The sequence below is a fragment of the Ruegeria sp. C5 genome, assembly GCF_056537605.1.
In genome coordinates this window covers 1,545,152-1,566,379 of sequence record NZ_JBQFRX010000001.1, presented here as the reverse complement: position 1 = coordinate 1,566,379, position 21,228 = coordinate 1,545,152, and the positions used below count along the sequence as shown (strand labels likewise).

The 21,228-nt window shown below is 56.5% G+C and carries 18 protein-coding genes; 7 read left to right on the top strand and 11 right to left on the bottom strand.

The window, feature by feature from the left end:
- The first annotated feature begins 18 nt into the window (after positions 1-18).
- The 6 genes from ACR0AW_RS07895 to ACR0AW_RS07870 all read left to right on the top strand — a co-directional run bounded on the left by ACR0AW_RS07895 (position 19) and on the right by ACR0AW_RS07870 (position 7,345).
- Positions 19-918, top strand: a complete 900-nt coding sequence (locus ACR0AW_RS07895) for an adenylate/guanylate cyclase domain-containing protein (protein WP_170733322.1) — start codon at positions 19-21, stop codon at positions 916-918.
- Between the two features lie 93 nt (positions 919-1,011).
- Positions 1,012-1,725 carry a protein phosphatase 2C domain-containing protein gene (locus tag ACR0AW_RS07890; RefSeq protein WP_170733321.1) on the top strand — a complete coding sequence of 238 codons (714 nt, stop codon included), beginning with the start codon at positions 1,012-1,014 and terminating at the stop codon, positions 1,723-1,725.
- A 481-nt stretch (positions 1,726-2,206) separates the two neighbouring features.
- Positions 2,207-2,500: a hypothetical protein gene (locus ACR0AW_RS07885; RefSeq protein ID WP_480438846.1), complete on the top strand. Its 294-nt coding sequence runs from the start codon at positions 2,207-2,209 to the stop codon at positions 2,498-2,500.
- Positions 2,501-2,638, top strand: coding sequence for a hypothetical protein (locus ACR0AW_RS07880; RefSeq protein WP_480438844.1), 138 nt, complete (start codon positions 2,501-2,503; stop codon positions 2,636-2,638).
- Positions 2,639-3,734: 1,096 nt separating this feature from the next.
- Positions 3,735-4,160: a CAP domain-containing protein gene (locus ACR0AW_RS07875; protein WP_480438842.1), complete on the top strand. Its 426-nt coding sequence runs from the start codon at positions 3,735-3,737 to the stop codon at positions 4,158-4,160.
- Positions 4,161-5,251: 1,091 nt separating this feature from the next.
- A complete protein-coding gene (locus tag ACR0AW_RS07870; protein ID WP_170733320.1) occupies positions 5,252-7,345 on the top strand; it encodes a 3-hydroxyacyl-CoA dehydrogenase NAD-binding domain-containing protein in 2,094 nt (697 codons plus the stop codon).
- A 158-nt stretch (positions 7,346-7,503) separates the two neighbouring features.
- Here the strand turns inward: ACR0AW_RS07870 and rpe are convergent, their stop codons facing one another.
- From rpe to ACR0AW_RS07830, 8 genes are all read right to left on the bottom strand, one after another.
- Complete coding sequence (gene rpe / locus ACR0AW_RS07865; RefSeq protein ID WP_170511244.1) at positions 7,504-8,193, bottom strand: ribulose-phosphate 3-epimerase; 690 nt, start codon at positions 8,191-8,193, stop codon at positions 7,504-7,506.
- Positions 8,194-8,318: 125 nt separating this feature from the next.
- Complete coding sequence (locus ACR0AW_RS07860; RefSeq protein WP_170663930.1) at positions 8,319-8,795, bottom strand: class I SAM-dependent methyltransferase; 477 nt, start codon at positions 8,793-8,795, stop codon at positions 8,319-8,321.
- Between the two features lie 19 nt (positions 8,796-8,814).
- Positions 8,815-9,567, bottom strand: a complete 753-nt coding sequence (locus ACR0AW_RS07855) for a polysaccharide deacetylase family protein (protein ID WP_170733319.1) — start codon at positions 9,565-9,567, stop codon at positions 8,815-8,817.
- Positions 9,564-10,706: a glycosyltransferase gene (locus ACR0AW_RS07850; protein ID WP_170733318.1), complete on the bottom strand. Its 1,143-nt coding sequence runs from the start codon at positions 10,704-10,706 to the stop codon at positions 9,564-9,566. Before ACR0AW_RS07850 ends, ACR0AW_RS07855 begins: the two co-directional genes overlap by 4 nt.
- Before the next feature lie 2 nt (positions 10,707-10,708).
- Positions 10,709-11,287 (bottom strand): histidine phosphatase family protein, encoded by a 579-nt coding sequence (locus ACR0AW_RS07845; RefSeq protein WP_170733317.1) that lies wholly within the window; start codon positions 11,285-11,287, stop codon positions 10,709-10,711.
- Entirely contained in the window at positions 11,284-12,360 is a 1,077-nt protein-coding gene (locus tag ACR0AW_RS07840) for a glycosyltransferase (protein WP_170733316.1), read from the bottom strand. Before ACR0AW_RS07840 ends, ACR0AW_RS07845 begins: the two co-directional genes overlap by 4 nt.
- Positions 12,360-13,607 carry a glycosyltransferase family 4 protein gene (locus ACR0AW_RS07835; protein WP_170733315.1) on the bottom strand — a complete coding sequence of 416 codons (1,248 nt, stop codon included), beginning with the start codon at positions 13,605-13,607 and terminating at the stop codon, positions 12,360-12,362. The genes ACR0AW_RS07840 and ACR0AW_RS07835 overlap by 1 nt, the downstream gene beginning before the upstream one ends.
- The gene (locus ACR0AW_RS07830; RefSeq protein WP_170424455.1) at positions 13,604-14,818 is read right to left on the bottom strand and encodes a hypothetical protein; all 1,215 of its coding nucleotides are present in this window, start codon (positions 14,816-14,818) and stop codon (positions 13,604-13,606) included. The genes ACR0AW_RS07835 and ACR0AW_RS07830 overlap by 4 nt, the downstream gene beginning before the upstream one ends.
- 382 nt (positions 14,819-15,200) lie before the next feature.
- Between ACR0AW_RS07830 and ACR0AW_RS07825 the strand changes: the two genes are divergently transcribed.
- Positions 15,201-17,597, top strand: a complete 2,397-nt coding sequence (locus ACR0AW_RS07825) for a mechanosensitive ion channel family protein (protein WP_170733314.1) — start codon at positions 15,201-15,203, stop codon at positions 17,595-17,597.
- Positions 17,598-17,684: 87 nt separating this feature from the next.
- Here the strand turns inward: ACR0AW_RS07825 and ACR0AW_RS07820 are convergent, their stop codons facing one another.
- The 3 genes from ACR0AW_RS07820 to ACR0AW_RS07810 are packed head-to-tail and all read right to left on the bottom strand — an operon-like array spanning position 17,685 to position 21,216.
- The gene (locus ACR0AW_RS07820) at positions 17,685-19,040 is read right to left on the bottom strand and encodes a CoA transferase (RefSeq protein WP_170733313.1); all 1,356 of its coding nucleotides are present in this window, start codon (positions 19,038-19,040) and stop codon (positions 17,685-17,687) included.
- Positions 19,037-20,191 (bottom strand): ABC transporter permease, encoded by a 1,155-nt coding sequence (locus tag ACR0AW_RS07815; protein WP_170397657.1) that lies wholly within the window; start codon positions 20,189-20,191, stop codon positions 19,037-19,039. Before ACR0AW_RS07815 ends, ACR0AW_RS07820 begins: the two co-directional genes overlap by 4 nt.
- Positions 20,188-21,216 carry an ABC transporter permease gene (locus tag ACR0AW_RS07810; protein ID WP_170397654.1) on the bottom strand — a complete coding sequence of 343 codons (1,029 nt, stop codon included), beginning with the start codon at positions 21,214-21,216 and terminating at the stop codon, positions 20,188-20,190. Before ACR0AW_RS07810 ends, ACR0AW_RS07815 begins: the two co-directional genes overlap by 4 nt.
- Positions 21,217-21,228: the final 12 nt, after the last annotated feature.

The window sequence follows — 21,228 nt, the reverse complement described above, 5'->3', positions numbered from 1 at the left end:
CGTCAGGGAGAATGACAGATGCAAGTTGTCGGCGCGGCTTTTATGGCAGACGTGTCCAACAGCACTCCGCTTTTCGAGAAAGTGGGAGAGCAAGAAGCGTATCGAGAAATTAGTCTTTGTCTCGAGGAAATACGTGAGCAAGTCTGTGATCTGGGTGGTGATTTTCTCCATTCCAAAGGCGACGATGTTCTTGCGTTCTTCAAAAACCCTGATGCCGCTCTTGAAGCGGCCAAAGCGACCACAAGAAGGACCAGTGAACATACACTCCAGGTGCATGCAGGGCTTAGCTGGGGCAGGATGCTGCGCTTGCCCGACGACATTTACGGAAAGCCTGTCAACACGGCAGCGCGGCTTGCGTCACTTGCCAAATCACATGAAGTGCTAGTTCATGAACTTTTTTTCGATCAGCTTGACATGTCTAACCGCAAGACCTTGCGAGAAGTGGATACTCTGAGCCTCAAAGGGCTGAGCAAGCGACTGAAAGTCTATTCACATCTGGCTGAAAATCCGGCCGAACAGACAATGATCATTGCCAACTCCTCTTCGGCGTCAATCCGAGCGCTGCGTCTCAAGCTGATCCATAACTCCATCATAAAGGAGTTGTCTGAAGGGCAAGAAATGTCTCTGGGACGATCCATCGATGTCGATTTAATTGTTTCGCAACCTTGGGTGTCACGGCAACATGCCACAGTGTCCCTAATGAATGGAATCGTGGTATTGAGAGACCACAGTTCATTAGGCAGCTTCGTTCGTCTTGAAGAAGGCAGGGAGATATTGGCTAGACGCGAGAGTGTGACATTGATCGGCAATGGCGCAGTGTCACTTGGCGTCCCTTTTACACAGTCTAGGCAAGCCGTGATTAGATATTCACAGACAAGAACACTGCGCGACACAGTGTCAGGAGAAGCTATTCCATAATACTCAAATCGCAGAGTTGCCAGCAGATGTTTTTAATCGATCTTCCTTGTCGGCACGCCGTTGAAGGGTCGGCAGTGTTTCGGAAAAGAACCCATGTTCCAGTGTAGTTTCAGCTCGGCGACACATGTTGGTCTAGAACGTGATATCAACCAGGATCGCCTTCTTGCACTTCCAGAGCACCGGGTCTGGGTGATCGCTGATGGTATGGGTGGACATAACTTGGGCGATTTTGCTGCGCAATCGGTTGTGGATAGCGCCGCTGAGATGGCCTTGTGCCAGGATCCCTACAAACAGGCAGAAATTCTTCGGAAATCGCTTGTGAACGCTCATGGGGCTGTCCGGCAAGAGAGCGTAAGAAGCTCTGAATGCACTATTGGTGCGTCAGTAGTCGCACTGCTAGTCGCTGATACTTGGTTCCTTTGCTATTGGGCCGGTGATAGCCGACTTTATAGAATGCGCAATCAGAATCTTGAGTTGTTGACCTCGGATCACTCACTGGTCGCGGATCTTGTTGCCTTGGGTGAGCTTAGTTGGGGTGAAGCGACCAATCATCCACAATCAAACATCATCACGCGTGCAGTTGGTGTAGGTTCGGCGCTTGAGTTGGACGCGGTTGAGGGTGCCATACAACGCGGCGACCGATTTCTTCTATGTTCTGATGGGCTCGTTAACTCTTGTGAACTTTCGGCGTTGTGTCTTAAATTGTCAGTGTCTCCGATTGCAAAGGCTGCGGACAATTTGGTAGAACTTGCACTTAATGGGGGCGCTGGGGACAATGTGTCTGTGATCGCCATAGAGACGGCCTAACTTAGTTCCTATTCTGAGCCGATCAGCAAGTTACAACGATTGATGACCGCTCTCTTCGCAAAAGAACTTTCAGCCTATTTTATACACATCATTGGGACGACAATTTGAACTTAGTGTTACCAGGGGTGGGCATTGGCGTTTTAGTGCAAAACTCGTTCTCACTTGGTTGTCTCGATAGTGTCTACCAGTCGTGAGAGAAAAAATTCTGCCGTCTTTCAGGCAGCGCGTTTTCGAAGTCACTAAGACTGATTGTCTTTGTACCACAGAAAAATAGAGAACTTTCTCAAAGATTGGCTGCTTTTCTTCTGCGACGCACCTAATGACTGCGACCAATGTGTTGCAGCATAAGCGAATGGTGCAGACAACGTACTACCGCTTTGGGCTCGAAGTAGACATTTAAAGTCAGCAAAATGGGAGCGACGCAAAAGCTGCTACGCAGGACAAAGCTGTGGCTCGTCGAATGTCTAAAAAGAAATAGCAAATGCGTGATAGCTCCAAACTATGGCAAAGACATCTGCGCGACATCGACCGTCGATCCCTTAAGCATTTGCGATTATTGGTGTTCTTTTTGCTTCAATCTGTTTCGGACTGGTTCACTATTTTTAGCCGCAGCCTGACCGAACAAGGCGTCGCACCTTATGCTGTCGCATTTTATCGCTATATTGTTGCGGCAATTCCTCTGCTTCCTGTTCTCATCCTGCACCGAAAAGCATGGCGAGAGATAACTTGGGGCCTGTCAGCCGGAGCCATGATAGGACTTGGTTGGATCGGATAGGTGACGGCGCTGGAGAAGTTGCCCGTTTCGACAGTGGGTGTGCATTACATGACCTATCCGGTGTTTACCCTAGTCATCGCCTGGGCTGTGTTTGGCGATGCACCCACGCGACGCGCCATGTTGGCCTATGCTCTCTGATTTTGGTCGCGGCTTTCATTGCTGGCTCGCCCGTGTCAGTCCCTACAGGGTACGTACCAACGCTGCTGATATCACTTGCCGCTCCTTTCGGGTTTGGCTACGGAATTTGTGTCTTGGTGCACAGGTTGTCACGGATTGCGCCGTTAGCGCGTATGGCGTCAGTTTCTCTAGGGTCCGTTCTTGGCATTGCGCCGCCCATCCTTGGCGCCGAAGTTCGAGAGCTTCTCCCAAGTGAAAAATTCGATTGGCTTCTCATAGTTGGTATTGGACTTGTCACCGCATTCGTGTCCCAGCTTATCTATACGATTTGTTCACCTGTCATCGGAGCCTCCAAAACTGCTGTAGTCGGGAGCATCGAGTTACCCACGATGTTTGCCGTTGGATTTTTTGCCTTTGGAGAAGCCATTTCTTTGCCTCAAGCTTTTGCATGTACCTTAGTGCTGGGGGCAATTGCGATAACAAGAAGTAGAAAAATGCGCGCCGTATCTACCGTGCTCGCAAAATCACCGAGACGGTAGTAGTAGGCTCAAAGCCGAAATCCGACTAAGTTGATGTGATAGCGAAGATATCTATGCGTTCTAACAATTGGCGTGCCGAACCCCCCATTTATAGCGGGCTGAATATGGCGGGCCAATTGTGGTATACTGCACTGGCCTCCCGGTTCGGGGGTAGGGGAAGAACCCACCGTCTCACAAATGATTGAGAGTGAAGGTGGTGAGGGGCTGGATGAGGGGGTCTTAGCCAGCCCCTCTCTCTTGAGGGGGTATCCGGAGTGGTAGTGTTGTTCCGTTAAACCCAATCTACCCCGTTAGCGCCTTGTCCAAAATTGGGGGATTCCCGTAGACCCCTTATTTTCTTATCTCAGACACAATTCAAACACGCTGCACCGATACCAAACAGGTGCGGCGCGTCGTGATGGGATTAGCGATTTCAATGAGGGGGTACGAGTTTGACGCGTCGTAACTCCAGCCTGTGGGGCTACCCTCTAGGAAATTGAATCTTTGGTGCGATAGCTTAAGATCGTCAAGAAGTGCGAGAAATCAACATGCTCTCAATTAACCCGCGTGGGCCATTATAGACAGAACCTGGTGGAAAAATGCTGACGCGTTTGTTGTTGATTCTGGCGATTCTTTTGCCCGCGCCACTCGCTGCAAATCCTATAGCAGCGGACGAACTAAACACGTTTCGCAAAAGCCAAGGGCTTCAAGGGTTAGTCTATAGTCGGAAGTTGGAGAAAGCCGCCAAGTCTCATGCTGAGGACATGGTGAAGAAGGGGTTCTTTTCGCATACCGGCTCCAATGGGTCTGACGTGGACCAAAGGGTGCGCAAGGCAGGCTACGAATGGTGTTTTGTGGCTGAGAACATCGCCAAGGGGCAGAAAGGTTTGGACGCTGTGATGTCAGCTTGGGCGCAATCGCGGGGGCATCGTGCTAATATGCTGTCACGCAAGGCCGAAGAGTTCGCGCTATACGAGGCGGCGGATCGCATCTGGGTGATGGTTCTAGCCGCCCCGTGTCGGTAGTATTTGGGAGATAGCCTTGTTTTCTCGCTTAAATATGCAGCAACAAAACTGCAAAGCGTCACCAGCTTCAAACCACTGACTACATCCAACGAAACGCGATGATTTTAGTATCGTCCGACAGGCCTTTCTTCCACCGAACTTCTTGGACATGGGCATTAAGTTGCTCTTCGGTCAGTACCGGCTCCACCCATGTGTAGTGTACCTTCGATTTTAATGAATGCACTTCGAGCTTCTGTAGTCGGTTAGTTAGATTAGGCATATGAACCTCCATTGCCTTCGAGTTCGGCTAACAAATTCGGATCGTGCGCTGAAATGAACGCATCAAGCGCTTCTCCGCACGCTTCAAGCGTCGGAGTATCCAACTGTTGATAGAATGGGTCACCATTTCCCGAACGTGTCTGAACCGATTCCAAGTGAACACGCTGCCGGAAGTCGGATTCAGCCTCATCATCAATTCGATTTACGCGTGCCAATCCAAGCTGTGGTAAGGTTTTCAAGGTATCTGTTCGTTAACATCTTCTTCATCGCTCTGGGGGACTCATGGGGACAAAATCAACTGGATTGTGGCGGACAATTATGGACAACTGTAGACAATAACTATTCGGGGAAAAATATATAGAGCTCGGTATTTACAAACTAAATTGGGGTAGGGTCGGATAATTGTGGACGGCCATAGACTGTAGAGACTTACAGCGAAATCAGTAGGTGAACGGAATCATAATCCGCGTGTCGGGGGTTCAAGTCCCTCCTCCGCTACCAGAACTTCCCAAACAAGTATTAAGGCCCTGTTAGCTGGGTTTCCATTTGGATCGCGCCCTCGGGTTCCGTGCGAGTTCAGACCAAGCACTGCAGTTCTTTGCGCTTCGTTGCTCTGAGGCCGCGAAGCAAGTTCTACCGCAACGTAAAAGGTTGGTTCCGGGCATGAACCGCGTGATTATGGAACTAAATCCGAGAAAATCAAATAAACCGAACGATCGGTCGAAAATATAGTTGAATACGAACGCAGACCGGGCCAGTCTTTGATCGCGCCGTGTCCGGGGATTCCCCGATTTACTACTGGCATCGCATTTCGTCTGAGGAGGCACGATCATATGACCCAAGTCATCGGGTATGAGAAAGTGGGCGATATCGCCGTTTTGTCGGCTGAGAACCCACCTGTTAACGCGCTGGGCGTGGATGTGCGCCGGGGTTTGTTGTCGGCGATCGAACGCGCCGAAACAGAGGGCGCGCGCGCGGTTTTGATCTATGGTGAGGGGCGGACTTATTTCGCAGGCGCAGATATTCGCGAGTTTGGCAAGCCGCCACAGGACCCGTGGCTGCCCGCACTCTGTGATCGGATTGAGGCGTCGCCCTTGCTGGTGGTTTCTGCGTTGCATGGAACCGCGCTTGGTGGTGGGCTTGAGGTTGCTTTATCCTGTCATTATCGCGTTGCCGTGCCGTCTGCGAAGGTGGGGTTGCCCGAGGTTAATCTTGGTATCATTCCTGGCGCTGGCGGCACCCAGCGCTTGCCGCGTGTTGCCGGAGCCGAGGCTGCATTGGACATGATCACGACGGGGCGGCACGTCCGAGCTCCAGAAGCGCTTGAGATGGGTGTGCTGGACAAAGTTCAGGATGGTGATCCGCGCGAGATCGGCCTGGCCTATGTCAGAGAGCTGCTTTCAACTGATGCAGCACGGCGTCCTGTTTGCGATATGGCCCGGCCCGCCCCAATCGATTTTGATGCGGCCTATAACGCGGTGCTGAAGACGGGCCGGGGCCAACTGTCGCCTGCGATTGCAGTGCGGGCAATACAAGCCAGTTGCGAGGCCGAGGATTTTGCATCCGGTTTGGCACGCGAACGGGAATTATTCATGGACCTGATGGCCTCGGATCAGCGCAAAGGGTTGATCCACGCATTCTTTGCGGAGCGTGCGGTTGCAAAATTGCCTGAGTTGAATGGGGTCGAGCCGCGGAATCTGCAACAGGTTGGCGTCATCGGCGGCGGTACGATGGGCGCAGGGATTGCCACCTCAGTTCTGCTGGCGGGACTTCCTGTCGTGCTGCTTGAGATGTCACACGAGGCAGCGCGGTCCGCTAAAGATCGTATCGCGGCAAATCTGGCTGGCGCCGTGAGGCGCGGAAAGCTGAGCCAGGACAAACATGATGATATTCTGCAGAACCGGCTGACTCTGGCCACCGACTATGACGCGCTGAGTGGCGTTGATCTGGTGATCGAAGCCGTGTTCGAGGACATGGCAGTGAAGAAAAAGGTTTTTGCGCAACTGGATGCGGTCTGCAAAAGCGGTGCGGTATTGGCGACCAATACCTCATACCTTGATATCAACGAAATTGCCGGATCGACCGAAAGGTCACGGGATGTCATCGGTCTGCATTTCTTCTCCCCAGCACATGTGATGAAACTGCTTGAGATCGTGGTGGCGGATCACACCGCGCCCGAAGTTGTGGCAACGGGTTTCGCGTTGGGCAAGAGGTTGGGCAAGGTGGCCGTTCGGGCAGGTGTGTGCGACGGGTTCATAGGTAATCGGATTTTGGGCACATATCGGAACTGTGCTGATCACATGGTGCTGGATGGGGCGAGCCCATTCCAGATCGATGCTGCGCTGACCGGGTTTGGATTTGCGATGGGCCCCTATGCAGTGTCAGATTTGGCCGGATTGGACATTGGCTGGGCGGCGCGCAAGCGGAAACGGGCCGCAGGCCAGGATCCACGCGTTCGCGACAGTTTCTATGCCGACAAGCTGTGCGAGGCCGGACATTTCGGCCAAAAAACCGGCAAGGGCTATTACATATATGAAAATGGCAAGCGGGGTGGAGAGCCGAACCCCGAGCTGACATCATTGATCGAAGCCGAGCGTGCGGCTCAGAACATAACTCCACGCGCGTTTACGGATGAGGAGATCATCCGTCGCTATATGGTCGCGATGGTGAATGAGGCGGCGAAGGTGGTAGGCGACGGCATCGCGCGTAGACCGCTGGATGTGGACGTTACGCTGCTCTATGGCTACGGTTTTCCGCGCTACTGGGGTGGGCCGCTGAAATGGGCAGATTTGCAAGGTTTGCCGGGCGTATTGAACGATATCCGCAAGTGGGCTGAAGAAGATGCCTATTTCTGGCAACCTGCACCCCTGCTTGAACAACTGGTGGCCGAGAACCGCTGCTTTGATGATCTCAACAAAGGTGCCTGAAGTCTCGGGGCAAAGGCTCCCGCGCCTGCGCAACATTGGCTGCGCCAATATTGCTAGCCGCCTTGGGCCCGGCATCGCGCAAAGCGCGATGCCAGGCCCAACAGGAGGAGGCGTTTCGTAAGAAACGTCGACGACTGGCGGGAGGGTTTGTTGTTAACTTAACCCAGTGCACCTTCGGCAGCAGTCCGCACAGCGCGAATATTGTCGCCATAGACCGACGGGTTTGAAACTGACCCGCCTTTAAAAACTGCTGATCCGGCGACCAACACGTCAGCGCCTGCAGCGGCCACCAGAGGGGCTGTTTTGGGATCAACACCGCCGTCGATTTCGATATGCACCGGTCGGTCGCCGATCATCTCGCGCAAACGTTGCACTTTTGCGGTCATGTCGATGAATTTTTGCCCCCCGAAGCCGGGGTTGACGGTCATGACGCACACCAGATCAGTCAGGTCCAACAGGTGCTCGACGGCCTCGGCGGGCGTCCCGGGATTCAACGCGATCCCTGCTTTCATTCCCGCAGCGCGTATCGCCTGCAGCGTGCGGTGCGAATGCGGCCCCGCTTCGACGTGCGCGGTCAGCACATCAGCGCCCGCATCGGCATAGGCTTGAATATAAGGATCGACCGGAGTGATCATCAAATGCACATCCATGACGGTCTTAACATGTGGGCGAAACGCTTTGACCGCTGGGGGACCAAAAGTGAGGTTTGGGACAAAGTGGCCGTCCATCACGTCTACATGAACCCAATCCGCCCCTTGCGCTTCGATGGCCTGAATCTCCTGTCCGAAATTTGCGAAATCGGCTGACAGGATCGAGGGAGCGATCTTGATGGAACGGTCAAAGCTCATGACTGGCCTCATGTGGGTGTGCTGTTGCGGTGGCGTATACCCTCGACTCGCGTCAATGCATAGGCCTGACTGCGGTGAATCTGATCGATAGATTCAATATACAAACCCGCCAGTTCAAAGCCTACTCAGGCGCGATAGAAAAGATATCGATCGGGCGCGATGGTCTCGGGGCCTTCAATCTGCGCGAAACCCGCCAACGGTTGCCCTGAAATCAACAACCCACCGGGTCGCATGACCTGTTTGATCAGAGGGCTGAGGCGCGCCGCTTCCGCAACATCTTCGGACTTGATCCCGCGGCCGAAATCGTAGTGCGCCAGCGCGATTGTTTGGCCTGCGTCCGCCAGTTTACGCAACATCGGCTCGGCCTCACCCTGCAGGAAATCCTGTGCCGGTGGCGTGCTGTCGGGATGACACTGCAAAACGCGATCCATCACCCATATACGCCGAGAGGGCAGGATCTCTCGCAGATGATCATAGGTACGTCCGTTACCTAGCCCCAGGTCCAGAACGTCCCCTTCCATGGTGCCGATCTGTGCGGCGGCCCAGTTTAGCCCATCGCGTTGCGCCGTCAGGCGGCGCAGCATGGAATCCAGTCGGCTCATTCGGGCTCTCCTTGCGAGTTCAGTTGCGTGGTGCGGTCCAGGGTGTGCCCGGTCCATCAAGCAGCCTGTGCAACAGATCCTGTGTAAACGTCCAGATGTCCTGATCATGGGCCAGATGATGCGTCAACACCCCAAATGCTTCGGCATTGTCTGCGCGACCGGTGCGTCGGTCATGCAGCAGCTCAACCGTCTGTTCGATCAGTCTGTCAGGGTCGATTAAACCGCGCGTCCCGCGCCAGTCGATTGGATCGAGATGTGTGTTTACCTGCGCGAGGCCGGGCGCTGCGAGCAGTATCTTTCGGGGGGTAGCCGTCGACAGAACCCGATAGCCCAGCCCGTGAAGCTGCATGGCGACTTTGGAGTCGATCCGGTTCCATGGCGGAACAAACATCGGTCGCAGGTGCGCACCAAACAAACCTCGCAGCCGGGACAATCCAGCCTCGGCATCTGCAACTACCGCTTCAAGGGGCCGGTGCAGGCGAAATTCGGCTTTCTTCTCGTCTGCAGGCGCGTGGTTCTGATGCGCCCAGCCATGCACAACCGGGATCAAAACAGACTGATCCGACACATACTCTGCCAGCGCCGTCTGCGCCTCACGCGGGATTACCGCCAGATGGACTGGCAGGCCGAGCTCGTCTGACATGGCCGATAGCTTTTCTATCTGTGGTGTCACTGCAACTGCATCGTCATCACGCCACCACAAGGGCAGGGTCAATCCTGCATCCTGCCAGCGCCGCAACTCTGACTGCAAGGGGCGCCAATCAGGCCTCATCGGCTGGCCTCGTACAAGCTCACTGCAATATCCACTGACCGGCGCGCGCCATCAAACCCTTCGGTCATCGGGGGGCGTTCAACACTCGAAATGACATGCTCCAGCGCATTGGCCAGCGAGCCGGCGGTCAGGTCAGAACTGTTAAGCACCTCGATCCCGTTCAACTGCGAAAGAGATCGCGCGCGCAAAGATTGCTCAACCTCTTTGCCATCATCGAAGGGGATCAGAACCGCCGGGGTACCGCTTTGCAGCAGGTCCATGGCGGTGTTGTAACCGCACATGCTGACCGAGGCGGCGGCAAGCGGCAGCATTTGGCGAAAATCAGGGCGGACGGTTTCAAGAAGAACCGATGAACCCTCGGCCATTTGCGAAAGCTCGGCGATCCGCGCATTGGCATCCTGCCCGCCCACCAACAGGCGCCAGCGCCAGTTGGGCATCTTTCGGGCGGCCTCGATGGCCGCTTGAAAGATCGGCTGGCCGACCGACCCGCCACCTGCGCTGACCAATATCTCGCCCTGGCCTATGCCATCCGGATGACTTGGCGCAGCACTTGGGGCCACGAAACCGGTGTAATGCAGGCGCGATGCCAGTTGATCCGAGACAGGCCAACTGACTTCAAGTTCGGTGATCTTGGGGTCGGAATGGACCAGAACGCCGTCGTAAAACTCTGCGATAACCTCATCCGTTTGGGTTACCTTTGCGGGCTTCGATGGCGGCGCAAGAATGTCACGGATCGAACCAAGGATGACGGGTGGCCGAGGTAGGTCTCGTGCGGCTTTCATTGCAGATTTGAACTCCGCGGCCAAAGAGCGCCGCCCGAACGGATAAAGCTCGGTGATCAGAACCTGCGGCCCGAAGCTGCTTACCGCCTGCGTCAGGGCGTTTGTGCGCGCAGCGAAGTAGGCCAAGTCGGCCACAGCGCCATTCTGATCAAGCAGGCGGGTGAAATCGGTGCCATCAGACCGCAGCGGCGGTAAATTCAGTAATGATAATCCACGTGTGCCAAGCTGAGGCGCAGGCATGCCACCCGAGACTACAAACACCTCGTGGTCCTGTTCGGCGAACGCGCGCCCCAATGTAAGGGCCCGGCTAAGGTGTCCGGTCCCTAACAGATGTGTAACAACGATCATCACCTTCATGGTCAAACCTCACGCGCAATCAATCGAACCGGTTCGGGTTCAGGCCGCATTTCGTCCAGGTTTACGATAAACAGTCTGTTGCGCTTGATCTTAAACGGCGCGGGGCCGGCAAAATTCCAGCCCCAGGCCTTGGCCAATATCACCCTCATGATTCCGATGTGGCAGACCGCAAGATTGTCTCCCTGCAACTCGGTCAACCATGGATTAAGCCTTGCCCATAATTCAGCCGGGCTTTCACCGCCCGGTGGCCGATAATCCCAGCCCCAGTCTTCGATGTGGCGATAACCGCTGTCGGGGATTTCGATCAGTTCGGCACCGCGCCGTCCCTCCCAATCGCCCCAATTCATCTCAGTCAGCGCCTGAGATGTTTTGGGCGCTTTATCCGATACCAACTGCGCTGTTTCAGACGCGCGGCTTAGCGGGCTGGACCAGATTGATGCTGCGATCCATGGCGAAGGAAGGCAATACCCCGCAAGTTCAGCCCGGGCGTCGGCATCCAGCGGAATGTCGCTGCGCCCTTGAATGCGACCCGCGCGATTCCAATCCGTGTGTCCATGTCGCAGAAGGGCGAGGCGGGTCATCGGTTTTTCTCCAACAATGGGCGCACAGTGGTCCAGAACCGCTCGGTGGCGGATGGCATCAGATGGCGGTGCGCGACATAGGCGCGGGCACGATTGCCCTCAGACTGGCTCAGGCCGGGATGGTCCAGAAACCTCTGTATACGCGCGGCCAACCCTTTGGCACCCGATACGGTATCGGGATGATCGGAAGGTATCAGCACATCACGAACACCGGGGCGATCTTGTGCTGCGACGGGAACGCCGCAGGCCTGGGCCTCAAGATAGACCATTCCATAGGCTTCGTTGACCCCGGGCCAAACGAACAAGGACGCCTGGCGGTACAGGGCCTGCAACGTGTCCCGATCCAGCTGACCCAGAAACCGGACACGAGGTCCGAACCGCGCCATCAGCGCCTCGACTTCCAATCGGGCCGGGCCATCGCCTACCACGTCCAACGCCCAATCCCCTGTCAGATGTTCCAGCGTGTCGGCCAGAATGGCGTACGAGGCCAGCTTGTCCCCCGGCCGCATCATGCCCACGGTCAGCATCGGCCCATCACGGGTCGAAACAGGGGGCAATTCCGTGATGGGAAGAAACGGAGGCAGTTCCACCAACGCCTGCGTACCGAACCTTTCCCGTTCTAACGTGATCAGGTCGTTGGCAGTGTGGTAGAAAATCACCTGCGCGCTGTCGCACGCGTCATGCGCCGCTTGCGCAAAATCAGCCCATGGGCCTGCAAGCCGGCTGGTGGCGCGGGTACTTTCCAGCTGCACATACGGGATGTCTCTTGCGCGGCTCACGGCCGGGCCGAGCAGATCGGGGGCCTTGTAGTAGTTGTGATAAGTCACCCACAGGTTCGTGTCAGAGGGCAGTTCCTCAGCCAGTCGTGCAGCCTCGGTCGTTGCTTTGCGACGTAATTCGTCCTGAAGTGCCCGGTCGCCTGCCTTGTCGTAAATCCGCAATTGCGAGGCCAGCTCAACAATGTCTCCCTGAGCGCCGAGGGCCTGCATCAGGTTGCGGGCCATTTCGCGATCACCCGAGGGCTTGGGACTGTCGGGGGACTTCATCGGTGCATAGAAAGCCACCCGCGCCATCAGGGCTCGTCCGCGCACAAGGCGCTGAGCCGCTCGGACAAGCGACGTATGCCCGGGTCCATCCGGAAGTCGGCGATCAACCGGTTATACGCGGCCTCAGCCATCTCGGCCGTTCTGGTCGGGTTCCGGGCGAGACCCGCAATAGCCGAGGCAAGAGAGGTCGGGTCATCTGCTGACAACTGACCGTGAATACCGGATTCAATGAACTCCGGGATGGCTGACACCGGCGTTGACAGGATCGGGAGGCGCTGGGACGCGGCTTCCATCAAAACATTGGGTAAACCATCGCGGTCGCCGTCGGCAGCAATTCTGCTGGGCAGGACAAACAGATCAGAGCGGCGCATCTCGGCAATGACTTCCGGTTGATCGCAAGCCCCCATCCACGTGATCCGATCGGAAATCCCTGCGGCATCGGCTTGTGCGCTCAACTCATCGCCCAGATTTCCGCCGCCGATATGGGTCCAATGCCAATTCAGCGATCTGGGGAGTAGCGCGAAAGCTTGGAGAAGCCGGTCAAAGCCCTTCTTTTCGACAAGACGCCCGACTGACAGCATGTGAAAGGGTGCATCCTCTGCACGCGAACACTGCTGGGGAGGTGCAGGAAACCGCGACAGGTCCAGCCCATGATAGATCAGTTCTACCCGCGCAGGATCATCAGCCAGTTCGCGCAGATGTGCGGCACCAATGGCGGTACAGGTTGCCCCGAAGATGGCGCCGTGAGAGGCCAGTTGCAGCTTTTCCCGCTTTTCCCAGTCTGGTGAGGTCCAGATATCTTTGGCATGCGCCGAAAAACTCCAGGGCAGGCTGCGCATGATAGACGCATAGCGGGCGACCGAAGACGGAGTGTGCATGAAATGCGCATACAGCGCCCGCGTTTGATCGGGCAGCTCAGCGGCCAATACGCAGGCCTGACCAAACCGGCGAATTCGGTTGTGAGTCGGGTCTCGGCGAAGGTCTTGCCGCCAGACCTGGTAAGCTTGCGCGTATCCGGGCAGACGAGCTGCAATGTCTCGCGCAGTCGCCAGCCGCTCAGGCTCTTCATAAAGGTATTCCGGCAGGTAATGCACCTGCCCCTTGAAGCGATCGTGCAGAGGATGGCGCTTGGTATCGGTCGGATGGCGCAACGACCAGATATCGAAGCTGTGCCCTGCCTCCTGCAAGGCCACCAATTCTTGCGCGATGAACGTCTCGGACAGGCGCGGCCAGCCTTTGACCAGCACCGCCAGCTTGGGGGGTTCGCGCGTCATCCGGTGGCGCGCTCTTGTTCCGCGCCTAGCAGCGCGTTTATGCGATGAGTGACGTAGCTTAGCCCGTCCAACAGCCCTGCGCGAATGGCCTGCGAAGGCAGCGGCTGATGGGGCAAGGCGCGGATCGCGCGGATCATTGCATCCGCTGTCAGACCGTCACGGTTTTCATCCAGCATGCGTACCAGACCCAGATCCTCGGCGCGCGAGGCACGAATCCATTGCTCCAACCGCGGCGTCGTGCGCGGAACAATGACGGCGCGTTTGTCGAAGGACAAAACCTCGCAGAAGGTATTGTATCCGCCCATGCAGACCACACCGGCGGCGCCAGCGAACAGCGTCTCGATCTGCGATTCAAAGCCAACGGCGGTCACACGGCCATTTAGGGCGGCGACACGGGTTTCAAAATCTTCGCGTAGTTCGCCTGACAGGAAGGGCCCATAGACCAGCACAGCGCGGGGTGACAGATCCGGGTCTTTTTCATATGCGGACAGCACCAAATTGACCATCGCCTTGCCATCGCCGCCACCACCAGGGGTGATCAGGATATACGGTTGTTCTGGTGGCTCACCAACCGGCCCAAGATCGCGACGTAGATACCCTGTCCAATGAATGCGCTGTTGCGTCGCCGGGCTGAGGGGAAGGCCTTGTGTAGGATCGTAGACCGATCGCAACCCATATACCCAGATCTCATCATAGAATCGTTCAGTCGCCGAGATCGCGTCCTTACGCTCCCATTCGGCGGCCAGTACTTCGGGCTCATCCAGAACGTCGCGCAGGCCCAGAACCAATTTGGTTGAGCAGGAGTTTTCAAGATACTCAAGCGTCGGCAGCAGCTCACCGCGAAAACCGGTAGGCTCTTTGTCGACGATCAGCACATCGGGGTCGAACTGTTCGACAGATGTCTGGATCAGGCTTGCGCGCAACTCGGTCACATCATCGATGCCCATGCCGATGGTCTGCGAAGCATACGAGCCGTCGGCGCGTTTGGTGACCCCGGGTAGACGGACATGGTCAACGCGACGCGGAAAAGTAAACCGTCCGGCAATGGGTGAACCGGTCAATATGAGGGCCGAAGCGCGTTGATCGGCTTGTGTTATGGCCGCAGCCAGCGCGCGTGACCGGCGCAGGTGACCCAGGCCGAACGTGTCGTGACTATATAGCAGGATGCGCGGTGCGCGGCCGTGATTTTCGTTTTTGATCCCTAGGCTCATGCCTTCGCCTGTTTCGGTTCCGGTGCAACTCCGCGCGTCTGCACCTGATTATCGTAATTCTGCCAGACCTTCTTGCCAAAGGCACAGATTCCGCCGTCCAAATGCGCCAAACATTGCGAATTGGCAACAGCATAATGCCACCGCCGGCAACAGGCGCACCTTGCGATATGCAGGCCGATGGTTCTTCATGCACAAGCCAATTCGGAGGCTGGACGCCTTAGGTGGTCATATTCAATTTTTGTTGTCTTGGAAACACTTTATCCCATCCATTGCGTCAGGAACACGGGCTCTCACGATGTTGACACCGCGTGTGCGGATGATTTGAACAGCCTTCTGAGGTTCTATAGTCTTGGACGCAGCTACGAATTGGATGCGATATACGATGAAAATGAATGTTCTGGCCGGGCTGATTTTGGTGATTTGGGCGGCGATGCTGGCCAGTGCAACCGACGCGGTTGCGCAAACTTCGCTTATTCCGGGATACCCAATAGGATCAAGCGATGAAGACAGTTCTTCAAGCTCTGCCGCTGACAGCGATCTGGCGGCGGCCATTCGATCCGCTTCCGAGGCGGGCGCAAGCGTAATCGTAATCGACAGCGCCGGGCAGGTTGTATCGGCAGCAGGCAATAGCGGTGACGCGACGCCCGAGGCAGATAGCATTGATCACATGGCTGAGGGTTCTCAGCTGATGAAGGCGCAAGAGCGGTTCTCAAAGTTCCGGGATTCCGTGCGCTCGCGGATGGAGGCGCTGCCCTATTCGGTCTTTGAGGTGCAATACATCCTCAGACAGACCAGTCCGGACGGGCGGATCCAGACCTATGTCGAGGTGTTGGTCCTGAACGTGTTGTTCCTTTTGCTGGGGCGTTGGTTGTCGATCGAAATCTACGGCAAGCGCATCGCGAAGCGTTTGGTGGTTGCGCGCATCAAGGAAAACCCGGTTGGCTATCGTGAGAAGATGCCTTTCCTTGTGTATCGTTTCGTGATGGGCATTGGTGGAACGATCTTTGCCATGCTCATGGCGCTGATCGTTGGCTATCTGTTCTTTGGTGAAGCGGAAGACATATCAATCCAGTTTACCGTTACGGCAATCTTTACCGCATTCTTCCTCTCGCGCACCGTCTCGGACTTGTGGCGGATGGTTCTGTCGCCTTACCTCAGCCAGTATCGCTTGCCGCCTTTTTCAGACCGGGACGCCAAGCGCCTGTATGTTTGGGCGTCAGCACTGGCGACCTATGACATCTCGGTTGTTCTGTTCTCGACATGGGTCGCGGATTTTGGGCTGAACTATAACGTCTATGCCATGGTCTATGGTAGCCTGACGCTGATCGGGGCGCTGGGCAACATACTGATGATCCTGTTCAATGCACGCGCGATTTCGAACGCCATTCGTGGCGGGCGTGCTCCGGATCAGGTGTCTTGGATACTGAAGTTCATCTCTTTCGCCTGGGCACCGGTTCTGGTGCTTTATATGGTGTTCAGCTGGTTCAAACTGGCCGTTGATCTGGTGCTCGAGGTTCAGGATTCGATCCCGATCGTGGCCAGCAGCTATGCCATCTTTATGTCCGTCGTCGTGGCCTACGGCGCGATGAACTATCTGCTTGAAAGGTATTTTGATCGCAATCGCAGAATTGAGGTGATGAATGCCGACGCAGAAGCGGCTGAGCAGATCGAGGATGAGCTGGTGGCTGATACGCCGCAAGCCGAAAAGCGCAAACACGCCATTCTGACGTACGAAGACCTTGCCCGTCGTGTGGCAGGCATTCTGGCCTTTGTGGTGGGTCTCTATGCGCTGGTAGTGATCTGGAACCCGCAGGCCAATTGGTCGGATGACTTGCCTATCGAGCGGGCGCTGGATGTGATGGTGATCCTGTTTATGGGTTACATTCTGTTTCACTTCTTCCGCGTCTGGATCGATAGCAAGATCGCGGAAGAGACGGATGACGGCGGTGCTGAAGCCGAGCTGGGCGACGAAGGAGGCGAAGGCGGGCAGAGCCGTCTTGCAACTTTGTTGCCTCTGTTCCGCGGGGCCATTCTGGCTGTGGTCGTTGTGACCATCGCGCTGATTGTATTGATGGAACTGGGGATCAATGTCAGCCCGCTGTTTGCCGGTGCAGGTGTTGTGGGTCTGGCCGTTGGTTTCGGGTCGCAAACCTTGGTCCGCGACATCTTCTCGGGTGCGTTCTTCCTGATGGATGATGCTTTCCGCAAGGGAGAATACATAGACATCGGTGATGTAAAGGGGACGGTCGAAAAGATATCGGTCCGGTCCTTCCAACTGCGCCACCACCTTGGTGCGCTCAACACGATCCCATTTGGAGAGATCAAGGTTCTGACAAACTATTCCCGCGACTGGGTAATCATGAAGCTGCCGTTGCGGGTGACCTATGACACCGATGTCGAAAAGGTGCGGAAGCTGATCAAGAAGCTGGGTCAAGAGCTGCTGAGCGATCCGGTGATTGGTGATAACTTCATCCAGCCGCTGAAATCGCAGGGTGTGATCGAAATGCAGGATTCTGCGATGATTATCCGGGTCAAGTTTATGACCAAGCCGGGCGATCAGTGGCTGGTGCGCAAGAAAGTCTATCAGGATATTCGTGAGCTGTTTGCCCGTGAAGGCATCCGGTTTGCGCATCGGGAAGTCACCGTGCGACTGGCGGATGACAAAGAGGCCGAGGACCTGACCCCCAAACAACGCGAGGCTGTCACAGGGGCCGTTCAGGCCGCGATTGACGAAGACTATCTGGACGATATCGGCCCCGGCGGTGGTGATGATCGCTAGGAGGGCTCCCGCCCCTTTGGTTTGCGTCTCTGGCGAGACGTCAACCAAAGCGTTGGGCCGGGCCGCGCGTCCCGCGCGGGGGCAGCTTTAAGCGGTAAGTGACGTCCAAGTGGGCTGCGAAGTTCCCAGTTTGGACGCAGGCAAAGCCCAGTGCATCTTTGCGGATCCAACAGTTAGCGCCGGCTTCAATCGATAGCCGGGCCCCCACCCGGAAGGTTCAAGCGCATCCGCATAATCGACAGGCAGCGCCTCGGTAATTTCGTCACCGGGCTCGCTCTTGGCGAGGGTGGCCAGCAATTCGGCGGTGCGCGCCAGCGAGAGCCTGGCATCCATAACAGCGTGTCCAGATGCGGCTTCGGCGAGCGCCGAGAGCAGGGCGGCTGCCATCAAGTAACCAGTTGCGTGATCCAGTGCCTGAACGGGCAACGGAGTTGGCTTGTCGGCCCCCGCCCAACCCATCCCTGCATGTGCGATTCCGGAACTCATCTGTACAAGGCTGTCAAAACCGCGGCGCGCTGCCCATGGTCCTTGCCAGCCATAGGCGTCGAGCGTGACTTCAACCCTGTTGGGGGCAAGCTGATCCCGCATGTTTTTGCCCAGACCGAGTGCGTCCAAAGCGCCGGGCCGATACCCGTGGACAAGTATGTCCGCTTGGGCCAGCAGCTCTTGCAGTTTTGCTTTTCCATCGGGTGATTTCAGGTTCAGATAGGCGCAGTGCTTGCCGAGAGAAATGTCAGGAATGACGCCAGGTTCATCCCAGCCGGGTGGATCGATCCTCAGGACCTCGGCGCCGAATCCCGCGAGTGTTCGTGTCGAGACGGGCCCGGCCAGAATGCGGGTCAGATCGAGCACACGCAGCCCAGCAAGAGGTCGCGCGGCAGTCGCCTGAGGCCGATCACGTAGCTGAATATTGCGTGGCCCCTGCCATCCGATCAACGGCTCGCGGGCCAATATGCGTCCTTGCGGATGGTCATGCCACTCAGAGCGGCTGCGCATTGCGGCAGCGACGCCGCCCTCGGCGACAATCGCGGCTTCCAGTTCAGAGATGCTCCAATCCCGAACCGCGCGCGATACCAGCGCACGGTCCGACGCGACTTGCAAAACGTTCAGGGCGGCGGCGCGATGACTGGGCAGGTTGGTGTGCAGCCTGATCCACCCATCAGAGGCCTGATAGTCGCCAGCAATCGCGTCCCAAAGGCTGGGCATATCCCACCCTTCGGGTTTGAAGGAAAAGCCATACCACAAGGAGGCCAGTCGATGATCTACGGCCACCTCCGGAGGTGTATGCGTCAGGTTCAAGGCTGTCACAAGGCGCGACAGCTCCTGCCCAACTGCCGCAAAACTGGCCGTCGCCAGCTCCGAGACCGCGAAGGCGCTTGGCCGCGCACCCGCCCCGTTGACTCTGTAGGTGTCAGTTGAGGGGAGGGCGGACAGCAAGCTCATTGCTGATAGGGGTCAAGACTGTCGCGCAGCCCGTCGCCAAGGAAGTTGAAGGCCAGCACCACGACGATGATCGGTAGCATCGGAATTGCGGTCCATGGATAGATCTCGATCGAAGCAAGGTTCTGCGCATCGTTCAGCATCACGCCCCAACTGACCGCCGGGGCCCGCAGTCCAAGGCCAAGGAAGCTGAGGGCGGTTTCGCCCAAGATCATCGCAGGGATTGATAGCGTGGCCGAGGCAATCAGATGCGACATGAAATTGGGTAGCAGGTGCTTTCGGATCACACGACCGGAACTTGCGCCCATCATCTCGGCCGCACGTACGTATTCCTCTTCCCTTAGAGACAGGAATTTTGCGCGGACAGATCGGGCAAGGCCTGGCCAATCGAGAATACCGAGGATGATCGAGATGATGAAGAATACCGCGACCGGGCTCCAATTTGATGGCACCGCGGCGGATAAGGCCAGCCAGAGGGGAAGTTCCGGCAGCGAGCGCAGGATTTCGATCACACGGTTGATGGTCCAGTCGATGCGCCCTCCGAAATACCCGGCCATTGATCCGAACAGGATGCCGAGGAAGAAGGATACCGAAATGCCGATCAGGCCCACTGTCAGCGACAGTTGCGCGCCATATAGGATGCGGCTGAATACATCGCGGCCCAGACGGTCCGAGCCCCACAGAAAAAGCGTGGCCCCTTCGGGTGCGCAAAACAGGTGCGTATCGGATTTTATCAGGCCTGCGAGTTTGTATTCTGACCCTTCGCAGAAGAACCGGATTGGGCGCGGGTCTTCCGTGTCAGCGACGAATTTCCACTGGAAAGTTTCAAGGTCCGCCTCTGCAACTATTGGATAAACGTAGGGGCCGATGAACTTCCCCTCATGAAACCAGTTGACCGACTGGGGTGGAGCATACAGGTGCTCTCCGTTCCGATCATTGGGGCCGTAGGGGGCAATAAAGCCCGCAAAAGGCAGCATCAAGTAGCAGAGCAGTAAGAAGAGGCCAGAAATCAGACCCAGCTTGTGGGTCCTGAACTTGCGCCAGACCAGCACCCAATTAGGGGCATCGAGATCTGCGCGCTCAAGCTGCTGAATAGAGGCCTGCGGGTCAAATGGTGCGTCGTCGACATAGCGACCATCGGGTTTGTCGGTCATGCTTCGCGCCCCTCGTAACGAATGCGCGGATCAAGCATGACCAGCAGGATATCGGAAATCATGGTGCCGATCAGGGTCAGCAGAGCCACGAACATAAGAATGAAGGCCGACAGGAACTGGTCCTGCGTTTTCAAGGCAGTCAGCAGGGTCGGGCCGATTGTTTGCAGACCCAGAACCACCGAGACCAAAACCGACCCGGAAACCATCGAGGGCAGCAGGTTTCCAATGTCGGCGACAAACGGGTTGAAGGCCACGCGCAATGGGTATTTCGTCAGCATCCGCGATGGGGACATGCCCTTGGCGATTGCTGTTTCGACATAAGGTTTCCCTAGTTCATCCAGCATATTGGCGCGCAGGCGCTGCATCATGGCCGAAGCACCCGAGGTTCCGATGACGAAGGTCGGAACGATCAGGTGGACAAGGATGGATTTCAACTTGTCCCAACTCATCGGTTGTCCCTCAAAGGAAGGGTCCATTAGTCCGCCGATGGGCAGGTTGAAATAGCGATGGCCATAGTAGAACAGGATCAGCGCCAACAGGAAGTTCGGGGTCGCAAGACCCAGATAGCCTACAAAGGCCGAGGTATAGTCAATCCACGTCCGTGATCTGGCCGCAGCGATGACCCCCAATGGCAGAGCAACGGCATAGACGAATAGAATGGCAGCCAGATTGACCACAACCGTCAACCAGAGCGTATCGCCCACGATCTCGCGCACGGGGCGGTCAAATTCGAAGGACCAGCCATAATTGCCCTGTAACAGGCCCTCGAACCCATGCGGTCCGGGCCAGAAGCCCATCCAGATCAGGTACTGCTCGGGCAACGACCGGTCCAATGAGTATTCCTTGCGCAGAAACTCGGCCTTGGCGACACCGGCGGACTGTCCTGAAGCCTGCAGTTCGGCGATCTGGTTGCTGAGATAGTCGCCGGGGGGCAGGTTGATGATCACGAAAATCAGAACCGACACCACCAGCAATGTCAGTAGCATCGTGAAAAAGCGATACACCGCGTAGCGCAGCATGACCATTTAGCTGCTCCT

What these genes read in the sequence shown, in the direction of transcription:
- ACR0AW_RS07895 (WP_170733322.1), top strand. Translation starts at nt 19, where the DNA reads ATGCAAGTTGTCGGCGCGGCTTTTATGGCAGACGTGTCCAACAGCACT.
- ACR0AW_RS07890 (WP_170733321.1), top strand. Translation starts at nt 1,012, where the DNA reads ATGTTCCAGTGTAGTTTCAGCTCGGCGACACATGTTGGTCTAGAACGT.
- ACR0AW_RS07885 (WP_480438846.1), top strand. Translation starts at nt 2,207, where the DNA reads ATGCGTGATAGCTCCAAACTATGGCAAAGACATCTGCGCGACATCGAC.
- ACR0AW_RS07875 (WP_480438842.1), top strand. Translation starts at nt 3,735, where the DNA reads ATGCTGACGCGTTTGTTGTTGATTCTGGCGATTCTTTTGCCCGCGCCA.
- ACR0AW_RS07870 (WP_170733320.1), top strand. Translation starts at nt 5,252, where the DNA reads ATGACCCAAGTCATCGGGTATGAGAAAGTGGGCGATATCGCCGTTTTG.
- rpe (WP_170511244.1), bottom strand. Translation starts at nt 8,193, where the DNA reads ATGAGCTTTGACCGTTCCATCAAGATCGCTCCCTCGATCCTGTCAGCC.
- ACR0AW_RS07860 (WP_170663930.1), bottom strand. Translation starts at nt 8,795, where the DNA reads ATGAGCCGACTGGATTCCATGCTGCGCCGCCTGACGGCGCAACGCGAT.
- ACR0AW_RS07855 (WP_170733319.1), bottom strand. Translation starts at nt 9,567, where the DNA reads ATGAGGCCTGATTGGCGCCCCTTGCAGTCAGAGTTGCGGCGCTGGCAG.
- ACR0AW_RS07850 (WP_170733318.1), bottom strand. Translation starts at nt 10,706, where the DNA reads ATGAAGGTGATGATCGTTGTTACACATCTGTTAGGGACCGGACACCTT.
- ACR0AW_RS07845 (WP_170733317.1), bottom strand. Translation starts at nt 11,287, where the DNA reads ATGACCCGCCTCGCCCTTCTGCGACATGGACACACGGATTGGAATCGC.
- ACR0AW_RS07840 (WP_170733316.1), bottom strand. Translation starts at nt 12,360, where the DNA reads ATGGCGCGGGTGGCTTTCTATGCACCGATGAAGTCCCCCGACAGTCCC.
- ACR0AW_RS07835 (WP_170733315.1), bottom strand. Translation starts at nt 13,607, where the DNA reads ATGACGCGCGAACCCCCCAAGCTGGCGGTGCTGGTCAAAGGCTGGCCG.
- ACR0AW_RS07830 (WP_170424455.1), bottom strand. Translation starts at nt 14,818, where the DNA reads ATGAGCCTAGGGATCAAAAACGAAAATCACGGCCGCGCACCGCGCATC.
- ACR0AW_RS07825 (WP_170733314.1), top strand. Translation starts at nt 15,201, where the DNA reads ATGAAAATGAATGTTCTGGCCGGGCTGATTTTGGTGATTTGGGCGGCG.
- ACR0AW_RS07820 (WP_170733313.1), bottom strand. Translation starts at nt 19,040, where the DNA reads ATGAGCTTGCTGTCCGCCCTCCCCTCAACTGACACCTACAGAGTCAAC.
- ACR0AW_RS07815 (WP_170397657.1), bottom strand. Translation starts at nt 20,191, where the DNA reads ATGACCGACAAACCCGATGGTCGCTATGTCGACGACGCACCATTTGAC.
- ACR0AW_RS07810 (WP_170397654.1), bottom strand. Translation starts at nt 21,216, where the DNA reads ATGGTCATGCTGCGCTACGCGGTGTATCGCTTTTTCACGATGCTACTG.